The organism is Rahnella bruchi (assembly GCF_003614975.1).
GTDB classification, from domain to species: Bacteria; Pseudomonadota; Gammaproteobacteria; order Enterobacterales; family Enterobacteriaceae; genus Rahnella; species Rahnella bruchi.
The window spans coordinates 96019-114969 of sequence record NZ_QZWI01000012.1; the positions used below are offsets into that span (position 1 = coordinate 96019).

General features: G+C 55.4%; 10 protein-coding genes and 1 pseudogene. 5 read left to right on the forward strand and 6 right to left on the reverse strand.

Annotation, left to right across the window (positions count from 1 at the left end; translation table 11 throughout):
- Positions 1 to 369: 369 nt before the first annotated feature.
- Genes D5398_RS18495 through D5398_RS18505 form a run of 3 tightly spaced genes read left to right on the forward strand, consistent with a single transcriptional unit; the run spans position 370 to position 6058 of the window.
- Positions 370 to 1503, forward strand: coding sequence for an efflux RND transporter periplasmic adaptor subunit (locus tag D5398_RS18495; RefSeq protein WP_120508938.1), 1134 nt, complete (start codon positions 370 to 372; stop codon positions 1501 to 1503).
- Between the two features lie 9 nt (positions 1504 to 1512).
- Positions 1513 to 4662: an efflux RND transporter permease subunit gene (locus D5398_RS18500; RefSeq protein ID WP_120508939.1), complete on the forward strand. Its 3150-nt coding sequence runs from the start codon at positions 1513 to 1515 to the stop codon at positions 4660 to 4662.
- The gene (locus D5398_RS18505; RefSeq protein WP_120508940.1) at positions 4655 to 6058 is read left to right on the forward strand and encodes an efflux transporter outer membrane subunit; all 1404 of its coding nucleotides are present in this window, start codon (positions 4655 to 4657) and stop codon (positions 6056 to 6058) included. Before D5398_RS18500 ends, D5398_RS18505 begins: the two co-directional genes overlap by 8 nt.
- A gap of 160 nt (positions 6059 to 6218) precedes the next feature.
- On the opposite strand, the pseudogene D5398_RS18510 reads toward D5398_RS18505, so the two are convergent.
- The 6 genes and pseudogenes from D5398_RS18510 to D5398_RS18535 all read right to left on the reverse strand — a co-directional run.
- Positions 6219 to 6469: pseudogene (locus D5398_RS18510) on the reverse strand (helix-turn-helix domain-containing protein); the annotation flags it as partial.
- Positions 6470 to 6820: 351 nt separating this feature from the next.
- Positions 6821 to 7189 carry an endonuclease domain-containing protein gene (locus D5398_RS18515; RefSeq protein WP_120508941.1) on the reverse strand — a complete coding sequence of 123 codons (369 nt, stop codon included), beginning with the start codon at positions 7187 to 7189 and terminating at the stop codon, positions 6821 to 6823.
- Positions 7190 to 7843: 654 nt separating this feature from the next.
- Entirely contained in the window at positions 7844 to 9292 is a 1449-nt protein-coding gene (locus D5398_RS18520; RefSeq protein WP_120508942.1) for an efflux transporter outer membrane subunit, read from the reverse strand.
- On the reverse strand, positions 9285 to 12410 hold the full coding sequence (locus D5398_RS18525; protein WP_120508943.1) for an efflux RND transporter permease subunit: 3126 nt from the start codon (positions 12408 to 12410) through the stop codon (positions 9285 to 9287). Before D5398_RS18525 ends, D5398_RS18520 begins: the two co-directional genes overlap by 8 nt.
- On the reverse strand, positions 12411 to 15602 hold the full coding sequence (locus tag D5398_RS18530) for an efflux RND transporter permease subunit (protein WP_120508944.1): 3192 nt from the start codon (positions 15600 to 15602) through the stop codon (positions 12411 to 12413).
- Positions 15599 to 16942, reverse strand: coding sequence for an MdtA/MuxA family multidrug efflux RND transporter periplasmic adaptor subunit (locus D5398_RS18535; protein ID WP_120508945.1), 1344 nt, complete (start codon positions 16940 to 16942; stop codon positions 15599 to 15601). The genes D5398_RS18530 and D5398_RS18535 overlap by 4 nt, the downstream gene beginning before the upstream one ends.
- Before the next feature lie 470 nt (positions 16943 to 17412).
- On the opposite strand from D5398_RS18535, the gene D5398_RS18540 reads away from it, so the two are divergent.
- Together D5398_RS18540 and D5398_RS18545 are read left to right on the forward strand one after the other, a co-directional pair.
- On the forward strand, positions 17413 to 18243 hold the full coding sequence (locus D5398_RS18540) for a gamma-glutamyl-gamma-aminobutyrate hydrolase family protein (RefSeq protein ID WP_120508946.1): 831 nt from the start codon (positions 17413 to 17415) through the stop codon (positions 18241 to 18243).
- Entirely contained in the window at positions 18240 to 18788 is a 549-nt protein-coding gene (locus tag D5398_RS18545; protein ID WP_120508947.1) for a M15 family metallopeptidase, read from the forward strand. Before D5398_RS18540 ends, D5398_RS18545 begins: the two co-directional genes overlap by 4 nt.
- Positions 18789 to 18951 lie beyond the last annotated feature (163 nt).

An 18951-nucleotide genomic window follows, 5' to 3' on the forward strand; every position in this document is an offset into this window, starting at 1 on the left:
TAACGGCAGTTGCCGCGATCCTTCAGCCTTTTCTGGTAAGCAGCAGGTTAAAATGTATAAAATTGTTTGATCTGCATCACACTTTTCTAACCACCAACAATTCATTCACTTTTAGAATATTTAACTGGTTATCATTCTTAAGAACTATAAATTAGTTTGCTAAGTAACGACTTCTCTACCATTTACCACTGCACAAAAAGTTTAAAACCCTATAATTTCAATGGATTATACGGCAACATTTTCTTCATATTTCGAAACATCGACTCATGGCTGATGACAATATCCTTACACAGGGAACTCTGGCGCTCTCGTATAGTGGAGGACTTGTTGAGAATGGTTATTCTCAATCTTCCAAAAAGAGTGAATTCTATGCGCCTGAAGTTTCTTTCTGTCAGTACAGTTGTACTGCTTTCGGCATGTGACGGTTCCGCCGGTTCTGCATCTCCGGCGGTCCAGGCACCTGCGGTCAATGTCGTCACTTTACACAGCCAGCCCGTTGCCCTCACTACCAGCCTACCGGGCCGTACCACGGCCGTGCGCAGCGCCGAAGTCCGTCCTCAGGTGAACGGCGTGATCCTAAAACGTCTGTTTGTGGAAGGCAGCGAAGTCAAAGCGGGTCAGCAGCTTTACCAGATTGATCCTTCGACCTATCAGGCCGCATTCGATCGCGCGATGGCGACCTGGAAAAGCGCCGATGCCACCGCCCGCCGTTACAAACCGCTGGTTGATGCACAGGCCGTCAGCCGCCAGCAATATGACGATGCAGTCGCCGCCGAGCGCGAAGCCGCTGCGGATGTCGAAACCGCCCGCGTGAATCTGCAATACACCAAGGTCTACGCGCCGATTTCCGGCCACATTGGCCGTTCGCTCTACACCGAAGGTGCGCTGGTGACCAGCGGCCAGACGGCGTATCTGACCACCATCGACCAGCTGGATCCTATTTATGTCGATGTGAACGAATCCTCGCAGGATCTGCTTAGACTGCGCCGTGCGCTGGCGTCCGGCAAATTGCAATCCGCCGGGGACAACGCTGCACAGGCCACCCTGACGCTGGAAGATGGCAGCAAATATGCCCTGCCGGGCAAGCTGGAATTCTCTGAAGTCACCGTCTCGCAAAGTACCGGTTCCGTGACCCTGCGCGCCTCCTTCCCTAACCCGCACGACGAGTTGCTACCGGGCATGTTTGTTCATGCACAGCTGCAACAAGGCGTTGATGATAAAGGCATTCTGGTGCCGCAGGAAGCCATCATGCATGACGTGAAAGGCGCGCCGTATGTGTATGTGGTGAAAGCCGATAACACCGTTGAGCAACGTTCGGTCACCACCGGTCAGATGATGAACGGCAACTGGTTAGTGAATCAGGGGCTCAATGATGGCGACAAAGTCATCACCGACGGCTTACAGAACGCCAGGCCTGGCGCCAAAGTGAACGCCACCGAGCGCAAAGCCAGCGCCCCTGCCGAACAGGCTAATCTCGCGATGACCGATCCCTCCGCGCAATAGGTGAGCTGAATGTCTACTTTCTTTATTAACCGCCCCATATTCGCCTGGGTTGTCGCCATCGTCATCATGATCGCCGGTGCGCTGTCGATTATGAAACTGCCGATAAACCAGTACCCGAATATCGCGCCTCCGGCGATTTCCGTCAGCGTCACTTATCCGGGTGCCTCGGCGGAAACGGCGCAGAACACCGTGGTTCAGGTCATCGAACAGCAACTGAACGGGCTGGATAACCTGCGCTACATCGAATCGCAAAGTAACAGCGACGGCAGCGCCACTATTATTGCCACCTTCGATCAGGGAACTAACCCGGATATCGCGCAGGTTCAGGTGCAGAACAAAGTCTCACTGGCCGAGTCGCAGTTGCCGACCGAAGTGGTCAATCAGGGGATACGCATTGCCAAATATCAGGCCAACTTCATGCTGCTGGTCAGCCTGATTTCGACCGATGGCAAAATGAGTAACTCGGATCTGAGTAACCTGCTGGTCACTAAACTGGAAGATCCGATCGTGCGTACCAAAGGCGTCGGTGACTTTCTGGTGCTCGGTTCAGAGTACGCAATGCGTATCTGGCTCGATCCGGCAAAACTGTATAAATATCAGCTGATCCCAAGTGATGTCAGCGCGGCGATTGAAGCGCAAAACGTGCAGGTGTCCTCCGGTTCCCTCGGCGGTCTGCCGACGGTCAAAGACAGTAAAGTCAGCGCCACCATCATCGGGAAAACCCGTTTCGACAGCATTAATCAGTTCAAAAACGTGCTGCTGAAAGTGAATGCCGACGGTTCTCAGGTGCGTCTGAGTGATGTCGGGAATGTGGATCTGGGGCCGGAAAGTTATTCGATTTCCTCCACCTTTAACGGCAGACCGTCTACCGCTATCGCCCTGCGTCTGGCGAGCGGCGCGAACGTACTGGATACCGACAAAGCGGTGAAAGCCACCGTTGCCGGGCTGGAAGATTCCCTGCCAGCTGGCGTGAAAGTGGAGTTCCCATACCAGACCGCGCCGGTGGTTAGCGCGTCCATTGAAGAAGTGGTGAAAACACTGATCGAAGCCATCGTGCTGGTGTTCTGCGTGATGTTGCTGTTCCTGCAAAACCTGCGCGCGACACTGGTTACCACGCTGGTGGTGCCAGTCGTTCTGCTCGGTACTTTCGGTATTCTGGCGGCTGCGGGGTATTCCATTAACACCCTGACGATGTTCGGCATGGTGCTGGCCATCGGCCTGCTGGTGGATGACGCCATCGTAGTGGTGGAAAACGTCGAACGTGTGATGACGGAAGATAAGCTGTCGCCGAAAGAAGCCACCATCAAATCGATGAAGCAAATTCAGGGCGCGCTGTTTGGTATCGCGCTGGTGCTCTCAGCCGTATTAGTGCCGATGGCGTTCTTCGGCGGTTCGACCGGGATTATCTACCGTCAGTTCTCCATCACCATCGTTTCTGCGATGGCGCTTTCGGTACTGATGGCGCTGATTTTCACCCCGGCGCTGTGTGCCACCATCATCAGACACAACGACGAGGAAAAATCGCAGAAAGGGTTCGCAGGCTGGTTCAACCGTAACTTCGACAAAGGCGCGATGCGCTACACCCGCGCCGTCGGAACAGTTATCTCCCGCCGCCGTCTGTTCATGTGCATCTATTTGCTGATCGTGATCGCCACCGGGTTTATGTTCACCCGCGTGCCGACCACTTTTCTGCCGGATGAAGATCAGGGCGTGATGCTGGTTCAGGCCACCCTGCCTGCCAACGCCTCGGCGGAGCGCACCCAGCAGGTGCTGGACAACGTGCGTGAATACCTGATGTCCCAGGAAGGCGGCATTGTCTCCTCGGTGTTCACCGCTAACGGTTTCAGCTTTGCCGGACGTGGTCAAAACGTCGGTATCGCTTTCGTGCAGCTGAAAACCTGGGCGAAACGTCCGGACGCTGCGCAGAAAGTTCAGGCGCTGGCCGGGCGTGCGATGGCGCATTTCGCCACCATCAAAGACGCCCGCGTGTTTGCTTTCGTTCCGCCCGCGGTGATGGAACTGGGTAACGCCACCGGTTTCGACTTCTTCCTGCAAGACACCAACGGCAAGGGTCACGCAGCCCTGATGGCAGCGCGTAATCAGTTTCTGCAAATGGCCTCACAGGACAAACGTCTGACCGCTGTACGTCCGAACGGAATGGAAGATGAGCCGCAATATCAGCTTGAAATTGACGATGAACGCGCGCAGGCGCTGGGTCTGAGCCTCGACGACATCAATAATACGTTGTCGGCGGCCTGGGGTTCGGCCTACGTGAATCAGTTCATGTACAACAACCGCGTTAAGCGCGTTTATATCCAGGGCAAGGCGGCTTCCCGCGTCACGCCGGAAGATCTGAACAACTGGTATTTCCGTAATTCCAGCGGCGATATGGTGCCGTGGAGCGCCTTCGGCAGCGGTAAATGGGTGTACGGCTCACCGCGTTACGAGCGTTTCAACGGTGTGTCTTCCGTCGAGCTGATGGGCGCACCGGCACCGGGCTACAGCTCGGGCGACGCCAACGAAGCAGTCATGGAAATCGCGGCCAAACTGCCACCGGGCTACAAAGTGGCATGGCACGGCCTGAGCTATGAAGAAAAACTTTCCGGATCACAAACCCCGGCGCTTTATAGCCTGTCGATGATCGTGGTGTTCCTGTGCCTGGCGGCGCTGTATGAGAGCTGGTCGATTCCGTTTTCGGTCATGCTGGTAGTTCCGCTGGGGATCTTAGGCACCATCGGCGCCGTGCTGCTGCGCGGGTTGTCGAATGACGTCTTCTTCCAGGTCGGCCTGTTAACCACCGTCGGGCTGGCGGCGAAAAACGCCATATTGATTGTCGAGTTTGCCAAAGAGCTGCATGAGAACGAAGGAATGTCGGTGACGGAAGCGGCTATCGAAGCGGCCAAGCTGCGTATCCGGCCAATCATCATGACCTCAATGGCCTTTATCCTCGGCGTCTTCCCGCTGACGATTTCCAGCGGCGCGGGCGCGGGCAGCCAGCACTCCATCGGTACCGCCGTGGTCGGCGGGATGATTACGGCGACCTTCCTCGCGATTTTCTTCGTGCCGATGTTCTACGTCACGATTGTGAATCTGTTCACCCGAAAATCGAAAAAACAAGAAAAAGCGCTTCCTGCGTCTGAGGCAACACACCATGAATAAACCGCATTTCGCGCTGTCACTTATCGGCGCGTTTTCACTCACCCTGCTGGCGGGCTGTACGATGGAACCGCATTATCAGCGCCCTGCGTTACCGGTCGCCAGCAACTGGGACGGTGCCAAAACCGGCGCCGCAGAGGATATCGGCTGGAAAGCATTCTTCAATGAACCGGCGATGAACCAGCTGATTGACCTGTCCCTGAAGAACAACCGCGACCTTCGGGTCGCGGCGTTAAACGTTGATACTGCACGCGCCGCTTTCCAGATTGACCGCGCGGCCCTGCTGCCGACACTCGACGCCAGCGCCGGTGAAACCAACCAGCATCTGCCGGGCGGACTGTATTCGACGCAAAACACCGGGCCGGTGACGTATCAGCAATACAGCGCCAATCTGGGTGTGACATCTTATGAAGTTGACCTGTTTGGTCGCGTGCGCAGTCTGCGTGATCAGGGGCTGGAAACGTATCTCGCGACAGAGGCGACGCAGCGCGCGACGCAAATCTCGCTGGTGTCTGAAGTCGCTTCCGGATACCTGAGTCTGGCGGCGGATAACGATCTGCTGAAGCTGGCGATTAACACCGCCAACAGCCAGAACAAATCCTACGAACTGACCAGACGCAGTTACGATTCCGGCATCAGCACCTCGCAGGATCTGGTGCAGGCCGAAACCACGGTGCGCGCAGCACAGGCCGATATTGCGCAGTACACCCGCCAGGTTCGACAGGATGTGAACGCGCTGACCTTGCTGGTCGGAACAACTATTCCGCAGAGTCTGCTGGCCAACGCCACCCTGCAACAGAACTGGAAATTCCCGCAGACACCGGCCGGTTTGCCATCTGACCTGCTGACCCGTCGTCCGGATATCATCGCGGCGGAACATACGCTGAAAGCGGCTAACGCTAACATCGGCGCGGCGCGTGCGGCGTTCTTCCCGAGCATCACGCTGACCGGCACCGCCGGTTCAGAAAGCGGCAGCCTGAGCAAACTATTCGACGGCGGCACCGGCGCGTGGTCATTTATGCCTTCAATCAATATCCCGATCTTCGACGGCGGCGTGAATCAGGCCAACCTCGACATCGCCAGGGACACCAAAAAAATTGACGTCGCCAACTATGAAAAAGCGATTCAGACGGCGTTCAAAGAAGTGTCCGACGGCTTAGCCGGTCAGGCGACCTACAAAGACGAACTGCTGGCCCGCCAGCAGGACGCCGACGCCAACCAGCGCAACTACGATCTTTCGCAGATGCGCTTCAAAGGCGGTGTCGACAACTATCTGAGCGTACTGGTCGCGCAACGCTCCCTGTACTCCGCCCAGCAAACGCTGATCACCACCCAGCTTGCCCAACTGAATCAGGACATCAGTTTGTATAAGGCGTTGGGCGGGGGATGGAAGGAGTAAGGTTTTGAGTGAATGGAAACGCCGGCGGAAGTCGGCGTTTTTGTTTAAGAGAACAGACTCACCAGCGCAGACTGTTTTTAAGTTGTTCAATACTATCCGCCGTGAACATACCCTTCTGATTCTTCATTTCTCGAACCGCCTGTTGCGTCAGCTTATTCCCACGTAGAACTTTCTCCACCAGCTCCCCCCGCGCATCAAAATAACGGCTCGGCCAGATCACGCTCGGATGCACATCCAGCGCCTGTGCAATCACCTTATCCCCTTCGACCACGACCGCGACAGCGCATTCGATAACGTCGATGAACTCAATCCCACACTGCGCGATACCGCTGCCAGCGTCGTACCCCGTTTACGCAATGCCGCAATGATGTCTGCCTGATGCCAGTCGGTATGATTCTGTGATTTGTTCATGGAGGATCCTTTCCTGAGTGATGAGTAAATAAAACGTCTACGCAGGAAGAGTAAACCGGCAGAAGAATTATCCCAAAACGGGATAAACGCTAAGGGAGGATAATCAAGTTATTGATAGATAAGATGAAATGTAATATTGAAGAGATAGCTGACTAAATACTGATAAAAAATTATTTTGGTGGGAATTTTTACTCCGCGTAGCCATTAATACCCCACCCCAACCCTCCCCTTCGCAGGGGAGGGAGCTGACCCAGTTTCTACTCCAACCCCTGCAACAGAGGCGGAGCCGATCGGGCTTTTAACTCCTCCTCCTGCGAAGGGGGAGGTTGGGAGGGGGTTTTACAAATAAAATCAGAAAGTTAACATTGTCTTCCGTTGTGCAATTTCACATCGCAAATGTTCAAGAATTTCAGGTAATTCCTGCATAACCTGAAGATTCGTAAACCGGATAACTTTCATTCCCGAATCACAAAGAAACTCCGTTCTGATTTTATCCGCTGCCATCCCTTTCTCACTGAAATGACTTTCACCATCAAGCTCAACAACAAGCGAAATTTCCGGGGCGTAAAAATCCACAATGTAGCGCCCGATCCCATGCTGACGGCGAAATTTAACACCCAGCGTTTTGCAACGAATCGCCTGCCATAAAACAAACTCTGGATAAGTGAGATTTCCTCGCAGACCTTTGCGTAATTCTTTCTGTTTTGAATCGTTGAACATGCCACCACCGACTTGTCTTGAATACCCACACTCAACCTCCCCCTTGGCAGGAGGAGGAGCTGTACTGAATGTATCTGCAAATACGGCGATAATATTTTTCCCGCACCTTTTCTGCGGCCATCATTCCAATATCTTAATATTCACGCATTTTCGCCTGCCGTCACACCGGCTAATTATTTATATTAAGCCCGTTAAACTATTTAGATGTTTTATGAGTGAAAAAATAAGTAAATCAAAGCCCCCACCGCGTTTATTTTAATAAGGTGAAGCGTCCAGATGTATGTTTGCTTGATAACTTCCGTTATCGAATGAATATGTAAGAAAGTGAATGACTCATGCGATCATCACAAACGCAAAGAGTGCAGGAACCAAAAAATTGCGTTTCTTAAGAACCCGTTCTTTTCGCATAACCTACACCTGGCTTTAACCAGAAGTGATCTTTTGGAGCGCCACCATCATCTTTAAGCCATAAGTAAGCGGGTATAGCTATTTTCATATTTTTACTCCGCCTTGAGTAAATCGACTTACACTAATTTAAACGAATTAATGAAAACAATAATTTCCCGCATCAATATAAACCTACAGGCCATAATCAATTTGGCCAGAAACTATTTTCTTGTTTACCTCCTTGGTGTAGAGATCATTCAAACTCTCCTACTTACCCACATCTCCGTTCCAGCCGCCGCCCAGCGCGGCGATCAGCTTGACGCTGGTGACCATCTGGGTGCTGACCAGTGACAGGACGCTTTGCTGTTGCGTCAGACTGGTGTTCTCGGTTGTGGCGACATCCAGATAATCGATCATCCCGGCCTGATACTGGTTGTTGGTGACGCGCGCGGATTCTTTGGCGGAATCGGCGGCGTTCTGACGGGCGACACGTTCGCTGTCCAGCGTATGCAGTTCGACCAGATAATCTTCCACTTCCTGCATCGCGGTTAACACGCTCTGGCGATAGCCGGCGACGTCGGCGTCATACGCGGCTTCGGCCTGCGCCACTTTGCCGCGCGTGGACCCGAAATCCAGTACCGTCTGGCTGAGTTCGGGGCCTAAAGACCAGACGCGGTTCGGCAACGAGAACAAATTATGGAATGCGGAGCTGGCGAAACCGCCGCTGGCGCTCAGGGTCAGATCCGGATAGTACGCGGCAGTTGCCACACCGACTGCGGCGTTGGATGAGGCCATGGTGCGTTCGGCAGCGGCAATATCAGGACGGCGCTGCAACAGCTGCGACGGAATCGCATCCGGCATCGCAGGCAGGTTTAGTTTGACGTCGCGTGCGGCGAGGCTGAACTGCGCCGGTGGTTTGCCGATCAGCACGGCGATAGCATGCTCCAGTTGGGCGCGCTGCCATTGAAGATCCAGCGCCGAAGCTTTAGTGCTTTCCAGCTGAGTCTGCGCCTGTGCCAGCGTGGCGCGTGAGGTGTTACCTCCTTCGTACTGATTCTGGATCACCGTCAGGTAACGCTGATAGGCATCGATACTTTGCTTATATAACGCAATTTGCTGATCCATCACCCGCAGCTGGAAATAATCCTGCGCCAGTTCGGATTGCGCACTGAGCGTCGCATCAGCCAGATCGGCCTTGCTGGCCTGCGCGCTGGCGTCCTGTTCTTCTGCCGTACGGCGCAGTTTGCCCCATAGATCCAGCTCCCAGCTGGCACTCAGTTCTGCTGTTTGTTTGTTAGTGGCGGACGTCGAGGTACCGCTGCGCGTGCTGCCAGCCGTTGCATCCACAGAAGGATATAAGTCGGAACGCGCCTGCGTCACCAGCGCTTGCGCCTGACGATATTGCGCGGCGTACTGCGCGACGTTCTGGTTGGAAATCTGCACCTGCGTCAGCAACGATGAGAGCTCAGGATCCTGATACACTGACCACCATTCGCCTCTGGGCTGATTGTCTTTCGGGATCGCCGCCGTCCAGCCTTTGGCCTCTTTAAATGCCGTGGGCATAGCAACGTCCGGCCGCTGGTAATCAGGGCCGACAGTACAGGCGCTGACCAGAAGTGCCAGCGCCAGCGGAGCAAGACGGAACACCATAGAACGTGTTTTTTGCAGAGTCATCAGATTCGCTTCAGGGTAATGAGTTTCAGTGTGATCAGTCATGAGAACTGGCCTCCGGAGGCGTCGCGTTAGGACGCAGGCGGTGCCACAGACGATGCGTTGCGCGGCTGGTGCGATCCATATACAGGTAAACGACCGGCGTGGTGAATAAGGTCAGGATCTGACTCAGCGCCAATCCGCCTGCAATCGCCAGCCCCAGCGGACTGCGCAGATCCGCGTCGCCTCCGCTGCCCAGCGCCAGTGGCAATGCGCCGAAGAACGCGGCCAGCGTGGTCATCAGGATCGGGCGAAAACGCATCAGACACGCCTGGGTGATCGCCTGTTGCGGCGTCAGGCCGAGCCGCCTTTCGGCGTCGAGTGCGAAGTCGATCATCATGATCGCATTCTTTTTCACGATGCCGATCAGTAGCAGGATCCCGATCAGTGCGATCACCGTCAGTTGCGTCCCCGTCACCAGCATCAGCAACAGCGCGCCAAGCCCGGCGGACGGCAGCGTGGAAAGAATCGTCAGCGGATGAATATAACTTTCATACAGCACGCCGAGCACAATATAGACCGCCGCCAGCGCCGCCAGAATCAGCCACGGCATAGAGCTGGCCAGTGCCTGAAACGCCTGTGCGGTACCGGCATAACTGCCATGCACGGTATCCGGCAAACCAATCTGCGCCATCGTCGTTTTCAGTGCGGCCTGCGCATCTTCCAGCGCATAACCGTCGGCAAGGTTAAACGCAATGGTCGTGGTCGCCGTCTGCCCCTGATGGGAAACCGACAGCGGCGCATTGGCTCCGCTGAACGTGGCGAAAGCCGACAGCGGCACCTGATTACCGGAATCAGTTACGACATACAGCTGATGCAGGACATCGGGATTACTGGTGTAGTCAGACGTCAGATTCATCACCACGTGATACTGGTTCAGCGTTTTGTAAATGGTGGCTACCTGCCGCTGGCTAAAGGAGTTATTAAGCAGCGTGTCGATCATTTTCACGTTCACGCCGAGCTGAGTCGCGCGATCCCGGTCGATATTAAGCATGATCTCCTGACCGCCGGTCTGCGCATCGGAATCCACACCGGTCAGTTGCGGCAATTTTGCCAGCGCTTTCTGCACTTTCGGCGCCCATTCACGCAGCACGGAAAGATCGTCAGATTGCAGGCTGTACTGATACTGCGCATTGGCGCTGCGTCCGCCGATATGCAGATCTTGCGCGGCCATCAGGAACAGCTGCGCGCCCGGTTCTTTGCCGGTCGCCATCATCAGACGGTTGGCGACCTGATTAGCCGTCGCAGTGCGTTTGTCGAAATCTTTCAGACGTACGAAGAACGTTGCGGTGTTACGTGATCCAAAACCGCCGCTGCCCGCCGAACTCATCACGGCATCCACCGCCGGATCGTCCTGAATGATCTTACTGTATTTCAGCACCTGCGGCTGGATCGACTGGAACGACGTGTTCTGATCCGCACGCAGCATGCCCATCAGCATGCCGGTGTCCTGATCCGGGAAGAAGCCTTTTTCGACCACGGTATAAAGATAAAAATTAAGCAGGATCGTCAGGAACAGGCCGACCAGCGTGATCAGCTGATGGCGCATCACCCAGCCGAGCGCGGCGGAATATGCCGCCAGCAGGTTGTTCAGGCCGCGTTCAATCATGCGGTAAATGCGTGGCTGACGTTTTTCCACCGGCGGCTTGCGCTTAAGGAAACGCGCGCACAGCATCGGCGTCAGGCTCAGCGACACCAGCATGGAGATGATCAGCGATACGCTGAGCGTGACCGCAAACTCACGGAACAGACGTCCGACGATACTGCCCATCAGCAGGATCGGAATGAAGACCGCGATCAGAGAAAGCGTCATTGAGAGCACGGTAAAACTGACTTCCTGCGCGCCTTTCAACGCCGCCCGCACCGGCCCCAGCCCTTCCTCAATATGCCGCGTAATATTTTCCAGCACCACGATGGCGTCATCGACCACAAAACCGGTGGAGATAATCAGCGCCATCAGCGAGAGGTTATCCAGGCTGTAGCCGAGCAGATACATCACCGCGCAGGTGCCGATCAGGGAAACCGGCAGCGCCACGGCGGGGATCAGCACTGCGTTCCAGTTACGCAGGAACACAAACACCACCGCGATCACCAGCAGCGTGGCTTCCAGCAGCGTCATTTCGGTGTCACGCAGGGAAGCAGAAACGTTAGGCGAACGGTCGAGCGCCAGATTGAGCTGCACGTCGCCGGGCAGACTTTCTTTCATCAGCGGCAGCGCGGCTTTGATCGCTTCGATAGTTTCCAGCATGTTCGCGCCAGCCTGGCGCGTCACGCCAATCATCACCGACGGCGTACTGTTGTAATAACCGACGTTGTATTTGTCTTCGACCGAATCATACACATTGGCGATATCGCTCAGGCGAATAGCCGAGCCGTTGATATAGGTGACGATCAGCGTTTTGTACTGCGCGGCGGTACTTTGCTGACCGTTACCCTCAATCATCCACGACTGATCTGAGCCTTGCAGCAGCCCTTTTGGCAGGTTACTGGTGCTGTCAGCGATGGCGGTGCGAATAGTGTCGAGGGAGATGCCGTAAGACGTCACCGCTTCCGGACGTAAATCGATGCGCACGCCCGGCAGCGCAGAACCCACCAGAGAAACCTGCCCGACGCCGTTCACCTGCGCGATTTTCTGTTGCAGCTGGCTCGAGGCGATATCGTAAAGTTCGCCTTTGCTGCGCGTGGCCGACGTCAGCGCCAGCATGATGATCGGCGCATCCGACGGGTTGGCTTTACGATAAGTCGGCAGCGACGGCATGCTGCTCGGCAGTAACGCACGGGAAGCGTTGATCGCCGCCTGCACGTCGCGGGCTGCACCGTTGATGTCGCGATCCAGATCGAACTGCAAAATGACGCTGGTCGAACTCTGCGAACTGCGCGAGGTCATTTCCGACACACCGGCGATTTGCCCGAGCGCCCTTTCCAGTGGCGTCGCCACCGTTGCCGCCATGGTTTCGGGGCTGGCACCGGGCAGACTGGCGCTGACCAGAATGGTCGGGAAATCCACCTGCGGCAGCGGCGCAACCGGCAGCAGGCGATACCCGAGCAAACCGAGCAGGAGTATCGCCAGCGTCAGCAGCATCGTGGCGACCGGACGGAAAATGAAGAAACGCGAAATATTCATTTATTCCGCCTGCTTCGCTGAACGGCGATGACGCGGATTAAGGCGGTGAGAAAGCCGGTCAAACATCAGGTAGATCACCGGGGTGGAGAACAGTGTCAGGATCTGACTGAAAATCAGACCGCCGACAATCACCAGCCCCAGCGGCTGGCGCAGTTCCGCGCCGGATCCGCTGGCCAGCATCAGCGGCAGTGCGCCCAGCAGCGCGGCCATCGTGGTCATCATGATCGGACGAAAACGCAGTAAACAGGCCTGATGAATGGCCTCGCGCGGCGAAAGCCCCTGTTTGTTTTCCGCATCCAGCGCAAAGTCGATCATCATGATGGCGTTCTTTTTCACGATACCGATCAGCAGGATCACCCCGATCAGCGCGATCAGACTGAACTCGGTTCCAGCGAAAATGAGCGACAGTAACGCCCCCACCGCCGCCGACGGGAGCGTGGAAAGAATGGTCACCGGATGAATAAAGCTTTCGTACAGAATGCCGAGCACCACATACATGGTCAGCAGCGCGGCAAGGATCAGCCACAGCGTGTTGCCGGTGGCGCTTTCAAACGAGGCCGCTGCGCCCTGATAGCGCAGGGTGATGCTGTCCGGCATGGCGATATCGGCCACGGTAGTTTTAATGGCCTGCTGCGCCTGTTCCAGCGAATACCCGTCTTTGAGGTTAAAGGAGATGGTCACCGCCGGGAACTGATTGAGGCGCGCCTGTAACAGTGCGCCGGTACGCATGTGGATTTTGGCGATCGACGTCAGTTTGATCATGCCGTTGGTCGCACCGGAATTGGTGGTCGGGTTACCGCTGTCGGACGTCGTGGACGTGCTGGTGGTGGTGGTCGCCGCCGTGCCGCTGGTCGACGAACTGTTGTTAGTCGCCAGATAGACGTCATCAAAAGAGGCCGGTGACTGCTGGAACTGCGGCGCCACTTCCAGCACCACGCGGTACTGGTTGGCCTGCGTAAAGATGGTGGAAACCAGCCGTTGGCCGAATGCGTTGTACAGCGCGGTATCCACGTCAGAAGCGGTTATGCCGTAACGGGCGGCGGCGTCTCTGTCCAGTTCGACGTAAGCAATCTGCCCCTGATTTTGCAGGTTGCTGACCACTTCGCTGAACTCCGGCTGAGCACTGAGTTTTTCAATCAGTTTTGGCGTCCACTCCACCAGATTTTCACTGTCAGAATCATCGAGGGTGAACTGGTACTGGCTCGGCGTCACCTGATCGTCAACGGTCAGGTCCTGCGAAGCCTGCATGTAAAGTTCGATGCCCGGCACATTTGCCGTTTCCTGTTGCAGACGCGCAATGATCGCCGGTGCGCGCTCGCTGCGTTCATCAAAGGATTTCAGGCTGATCTGCAAACGACCGCTGTTCAGGCTGGTGTTATTGCCATCCACACCGATGGTGGAAGAGACACTTTCCACATCCGGATCCTGCAAAATGGCGGCAGTCAGCAGTTGCTGGCGACGCCCCATTTCACTGAAGGATACGTCCTGCGACGCCTGGGTGATCCCCTGGATCATCCCGGTATCCTGCGACGGGAAGAAGCCTTTGGGTACAATCACATACAGCAGCGCTGTGAATACTAAGGTGGCCGCGGCGACCAGCAAAGTGAGTTTCTGGTGATTAAGCACCACGATCAGCATGCGGTCGTAACCGGCGATCATTTTGTCGAAGAACTCGCCGCCTTTGCGGTAAAACTTGCTCTGTTTTTCTTCCGGCGTATGGCGCAGCAGATAAGCGCACAGCATCGGGGTGAGCGTCAGCGAAACCACCATCGACACCAGAATCGAGACCGCCAGCGTAATGGCGAATTCGCGGAACAACCGCCCGACCACATCCCCCATAAACAACAGCGGGATCAGCACGGCAATCAGCGAGAACGTCAGGGAAATAATGGTGAAGCCGATTTGCTGCGAGCCTTTCAGGGCCGCCTGCATCGGGGTTTCACCCTCCTCCAGCCGCCGCGAAATATTCTCGACCACCACGATGGCGTCATCGATAACAAAACCGGTGGCGATAGTCAGCGCCATCAGCGAGAGGTTGTTAAGACTGAAACCGCAGAGATACATCACGCCAAAGGTGCCGACCAGCGAGAGCGGCACGGCAACGCTTGGAATAAGCGTCGCGGCGACATTGCGCAGGAACAGGAAGGTGACCATGACTACCAGCGCGATAGAGAGAAGCAGTTCGAATTGGACGTCACTGATCGAGGCACGGATGGTTTGCGTACGGTCGGAAATCACGCTGATTTTGACCGATTCCGGCAGCGCTTCCTGCAATTTCGGCAGCTGCGCTTTAATCGCATCCACCACCTGAATTACGTTGGCGCCAGGCTGACGCTGCACACTGATAATGATCGCCGGTTGTTTGTTCGCCCAGGCTGACAGGTACTGGTTTTCAGGCGCTTCAGAAAGCGTCGCCACATCGCGCAGACGCAATGCCGCCCCGTTTTCGTAATTGACGATCAGGTTGCCGTACTCATCGGCGGTGCGCAGCTGATCATTGGCATCAATAGTTATCGAATGATTCGGGCCATCGAAACCGCCTTTCGAACCGTTGACGTTGCTGTTCCCGATCAGCGTATTGATGGTTTCCAGACTGAGATTGTGCGCCGCCAGTTTACGCGGATCGACCTGCACGCGAACCGCAGGCTGATGACCGCCCGCCAGCGTGACCATACCGACGCCGGAAATCTGCGACAGTTTCAGTGCCACGCGGGTATTCACCAGATCCTGAACTTTGGTCAGTGGCAGCGATTCAGAGGTCGCCGCCAGCGTCAGCACCGCAGCATCCGCCGGGTTCACTTTTTTATACGTCGGCGGATTCGGTAAATCGTTCGGCAGCAGGCTGTCGGCGGCATTGATAGCCGCCTGCACTTCCTGCTCCGCTACGTCGAGGGACAAATCCAGCGAGAATTTCAGCGTGATAATGGAAGAACCGCTGGCGCTGGTGGAATACATCTGGCTCAGCCCCGCCATCTGCCCGAGCTGACGCTCAAGCGGTGCGGTAATGCCCGACGCCATCACATCCGGACTCGCTCCCGGATACAACGTCGTCACCTGAATGGTCGGATAATCGACCTGCGGCAGCGCCGAGGTCGAAAGCATGTTGTAGGCGAAAACCCCCGACAACAGCACGGCGACCATCAGCAGAATGGTCGCGACCGGCCGGAGTATAAAGAGGCGTGAAGGATTCATTTAGACCCGCTGTCTTTACCGGCTTTATTTGGGGCTGCATCAGGGGCGACAGCAGTTTTGTCAGCGCCTGTTGTGGCTTTATCCACTCCGCCGCTCTGCTGGCGCTCTTTGGAATAACCGCCCGCTGCCGAAGCTTCGCCAGAATTTGGCGTCACAATCTCCACTTTCGTGCCGTTGTTCAGGCGGTCGATCCCGGTGGTCACCACCTGCTCACCCGGTTTCACCCCTGACAGGATCGCCACCTGAGCGTCACCAAAGTCCGGGCCGGATTTCACACTGCGCCGCTCAATGGTGCTGTCGGCGTTCACCACATAGACAAAATTGCCATCGCTGCTCAGCTGCAATGCTGCCGCCGGGACCACCGTAGCGTCTTTCAGCGTCGCCACTTGCAAGCGGGCGTTCACAAACTGGTTCGGGTAGAGTTTTTCATCGGCATTATCGAACAGCGCTTTCAGCTTGATGCTGCCGGTGCTGGTATCAATTTCGTTGCTGATAAATTGCAGTTTGCCCTGGCCGAGCACTTCACTGCCGCCCTGATCAAAAGCGGTGGTCGGTAACTGATTGCCGCCGCGCAGCGCTTTGAGCAGAGTTTGCAGATTACTTTGCGGCACGCTGAACGTTACGGCAATCGGCTGGGTCTGAGTGATCGTGACAATGCCGGTGGTGGAACTGCTGGTCACCATATTGCCCGGATCTACCAGACGCAGACCGACATGGCCGCTGACCGGTGCGGTAATTTTGGCGAACTCGAGGTTGAGTTTGGCGGCAGCGATTTGCGCCTGATCGGCTTTCACAGCACCGGCGTACTGACCGGCGGTGGCGATCTGGCTTTCCAGATCCTGACGCGCAAGGGAATCCTGTGCATACAGTTTACGGTAACGCGCCAGCGTCAGCTCCGCGCTTTTCGCCAGCGCCTGATTCTGTGCCAGGTCGCCCTGATACTGTTCAAGCGTCGCCTGATAGCTGCGCGGGTCAATTTGCGCCAGCAACTGCCCCTGCTCGACTTTCTGCCCTTCGGTGAAATACACCTTCATCAGCTGACCATCCACCCGGCTGGTCACGGTGACTGTCGCATTGGCCACCACGGTACCCAGCGCGCGCAGATAGACCGGCACATCGGCCTGCGTGGCTTTTCCGGCCTGCACCGGCGTTGCCATTCCGGCCATCATCTGCCCGCGCATCGCGCGCATGCCGCCACGTCCCGGCTTCTTATGAGCAGCAGGATCAGAGGCACTCTGGTGGAAAGCAAAGAACCAGACCAGGATCGCAGCAACGATAATGGCGACGATAACCCACACGAAAGTGCGTTTTTTGGAACGAGACGAGGCAGTCGGCAGCATAGATTTCTTGGTTTCGCAGTATTAATGAGGAGAAAACAGCTGAAAAATGACCTTCAACCAGAGATTTTCAATATCAGTCAAAAATACATTATCCCTAAAAGCTTCGATGGCTGTTTTTAGGACAACGTAAAGATTTTGTTAGCAATTAAGAATTTATATTTCATTCAGCAGGATGAATGATACCCGCTAATTTATCCTTTCCGGCCTGCTAATGTTAAGAACTAAATGAGAATGAATATTGAAGACGACGACAGAAAAGCATCAGGAAGTGTCAGTCTGTCCCGGAATTTTGTCAGGAAAACGCAGGCTTAGCGTGAAAAACCCTCTGTCCGTTCACCTTAACCGGTGAGAAAACCAGAGCTAAATCCTGAAAATTAGAAGTATTGATAATTTATATTGTTTGCTCCGACCACGGCTTGATATGGTGCATTTTCTGATTGTTTTTCATCTTCATGCAGGAACTCAGTCGAATGCAGACAAAATTTCAATCCAGACCAGTGATTGGGGTAACACTGGACAGCGAGGAAGCTGGTGGCTACGCCGATTTTCCCTGGTATGCCCTGCGTCAGAACTATATGAACAGTCTGGCAGAGCTCGGTGCGGTGCCGCTGGCTTTGCCTCATCACGCTGAACTGGCGGATGAATATCTCTCTATGTGTGACGGCATTGTGGTCACCGGCGGCGCGTTTGATGTGCCGCCTGAACTCTTTAATGAGCAACAGACCAGCGATCAAGTTCGCCTGAAACCCGCTCGCACCGAATTCGAAAAAGCCATCGTTAAAGGTGCCATGCAGCGCAATATGCCGCTGCTGGGGATCTGCGGCGGTCAGCAGCTGCTTGCCGTTTTAACCGGTGGCACGTTGCATCAGCACATTCCCGATGCACTCCCCGACGCCCTTGAACATAGCACGACCGTTGATACTGAAAACGCGGGCGGCAAAAAGCGCGCCCGTCATCCGGTAGAGATAGTGGAAGGTTCGCTGCTCAGCCGCTGCGTCGATCGCGACCATTACGAGGTTAACAGCTCGCACCATCAGGCGGTGAAATCGGTGGGCCCCGGTTGCATCGTGAATGCTTATGCGCCGGACGGCGTTATCGAAGGCATTGAGTGTGAGGAGTATGATTTCTGCCTTGGCGTGCAGTGGCATCCGGAATATCAGCAACATCCGCAGGATACGCAGCTGCTGAATGCCTTTGTTGCGGCCTCCGCACGCTATCAGCAGTCGATGCGCACGGCGGGTAAAGCCATGACGGAAGCCATGAATGACGTGATTGCCCGTCCGGGAAACGAACAGGCATGAATCAGGCCGCGCTGAAAGCCAGAACCGACCGGTTATTGCTTGATCTGGGCATCGATCCGCGGGTCATTGCCCATCGTACGCTGCCCTATTTTGAAGAGGTAAGTGAGCACTTACTGGAGGAGACAGAAACTGATGCTGAAACCGGCAAAGTTTACCGGCTGATCTCCCCCGCCGCTGCCGCCTGGCATCAGATGAAACTGCAGGCGACTGCCGACGGGGTGGGCATTTATCTGGTCTCTGCTTTCCGCAGTCTGGATTATCAGGCCGGGCTGATCCGCGCTAAACAGGAAGCTGGCATCACGCCGCAAGAGTTTTTCACCTCGCTGGCACCGCCCGGATGCAGCGAGCACCACACCGGTTGCGCGGTGGATATCAATACCCCCGGCTGCGACGAAGTGACCGGCGTTTTTGGCGAAACCGAGGCTTTTCAGTGGCTGCAAACTCACGCAGCCCGCTTTGGTTTCGTTATGTCCTTCCCGCTGAATAACCCGTGGGGCTTTATTTATGAGCCGTGGCACTGGTGCTGGCATGATGCAAAGCAGTAAGTGATCAGCGTCGCAGTTTCCATAACTAAAATTGTCGTCTAAACATTTATCTGTTAGGCCAATTTTCTGTTTCATTTTTAGAACAAATAAAACACACTATGCGCTCAACAGGCGTCTGCCAGACAGAGGCCTGATTTCCACCTCTTCTTATAAGTCATAAATT

Coding starts and splice junctions, on each gene's coding strand:
- D5398_RS18495 (WP_120508938.1), top strand. CDS start 370: ATGCGCCTGAAGTTTCTTTCTGTCAGTACAGTTGTACTGCTTTCGGCA.
- D5398_RS18500 (WP_120508939.1), top strand. CDS start 1,513: ATGTCTACTTTCTTTATTAACCGCCCCATATTCGCCTGGGTTGTCGCC.
- D5398_RS18505 (WP_120508940.1), top strand. CDS start 4,655: ATGAATAAACCGCATTTCGCGCTGTCACTTATCGGCGCGTTTTCACTC.
- D5398_RS18515 (WP_120508941.1), bottom strand. CDS start 7,189: ATGTTCAACGATTCAAAACAGAAAGAATTACGCAAAGGTCTGCGAGGA.
- D5398_RS18520 (WP_120508942.1), bottom strand. CDS start 9,292: ATGACTGATCACACTGAAACTCATTACCCTGAAGCGAATCTGATGACT.
- D5398_RS18525 (WP_120508943.1), bottom strand. CDS start 12,410: ATGAATATTTCGCGTTTCTTCATTTTCCGTCCGGTCGCCACGATGCTG.
- D5398_RS18530 (WP_120508944.1), bottom strand. CDS start 15,602: ATGAATCCTTCACGCCTCTTTATACTCCGGCCGGTCGCGACCATTCTG.
- D5398_RS18535 (WP_120508945.1), bottom strand. CDS start 16,942: ATGCTGCCGACTGCCTCGTCTCGTTCCAAAAAACGCACTTTCGTGTGG.
- D5398_RS18540 (WP_120508946.1), top strand. CDS start 17,413: ATGCAGACAAAATTTCAATCCAGACCAGTGATTGGGGTAACACTGGAC.
- D5398_RS18545 (WP_120508947.1), top strand. CDS start 18,240: ATGAATCAGGCCGCGCTGAAAGCCAGAACCGACCGGTTATTGCTTGAT.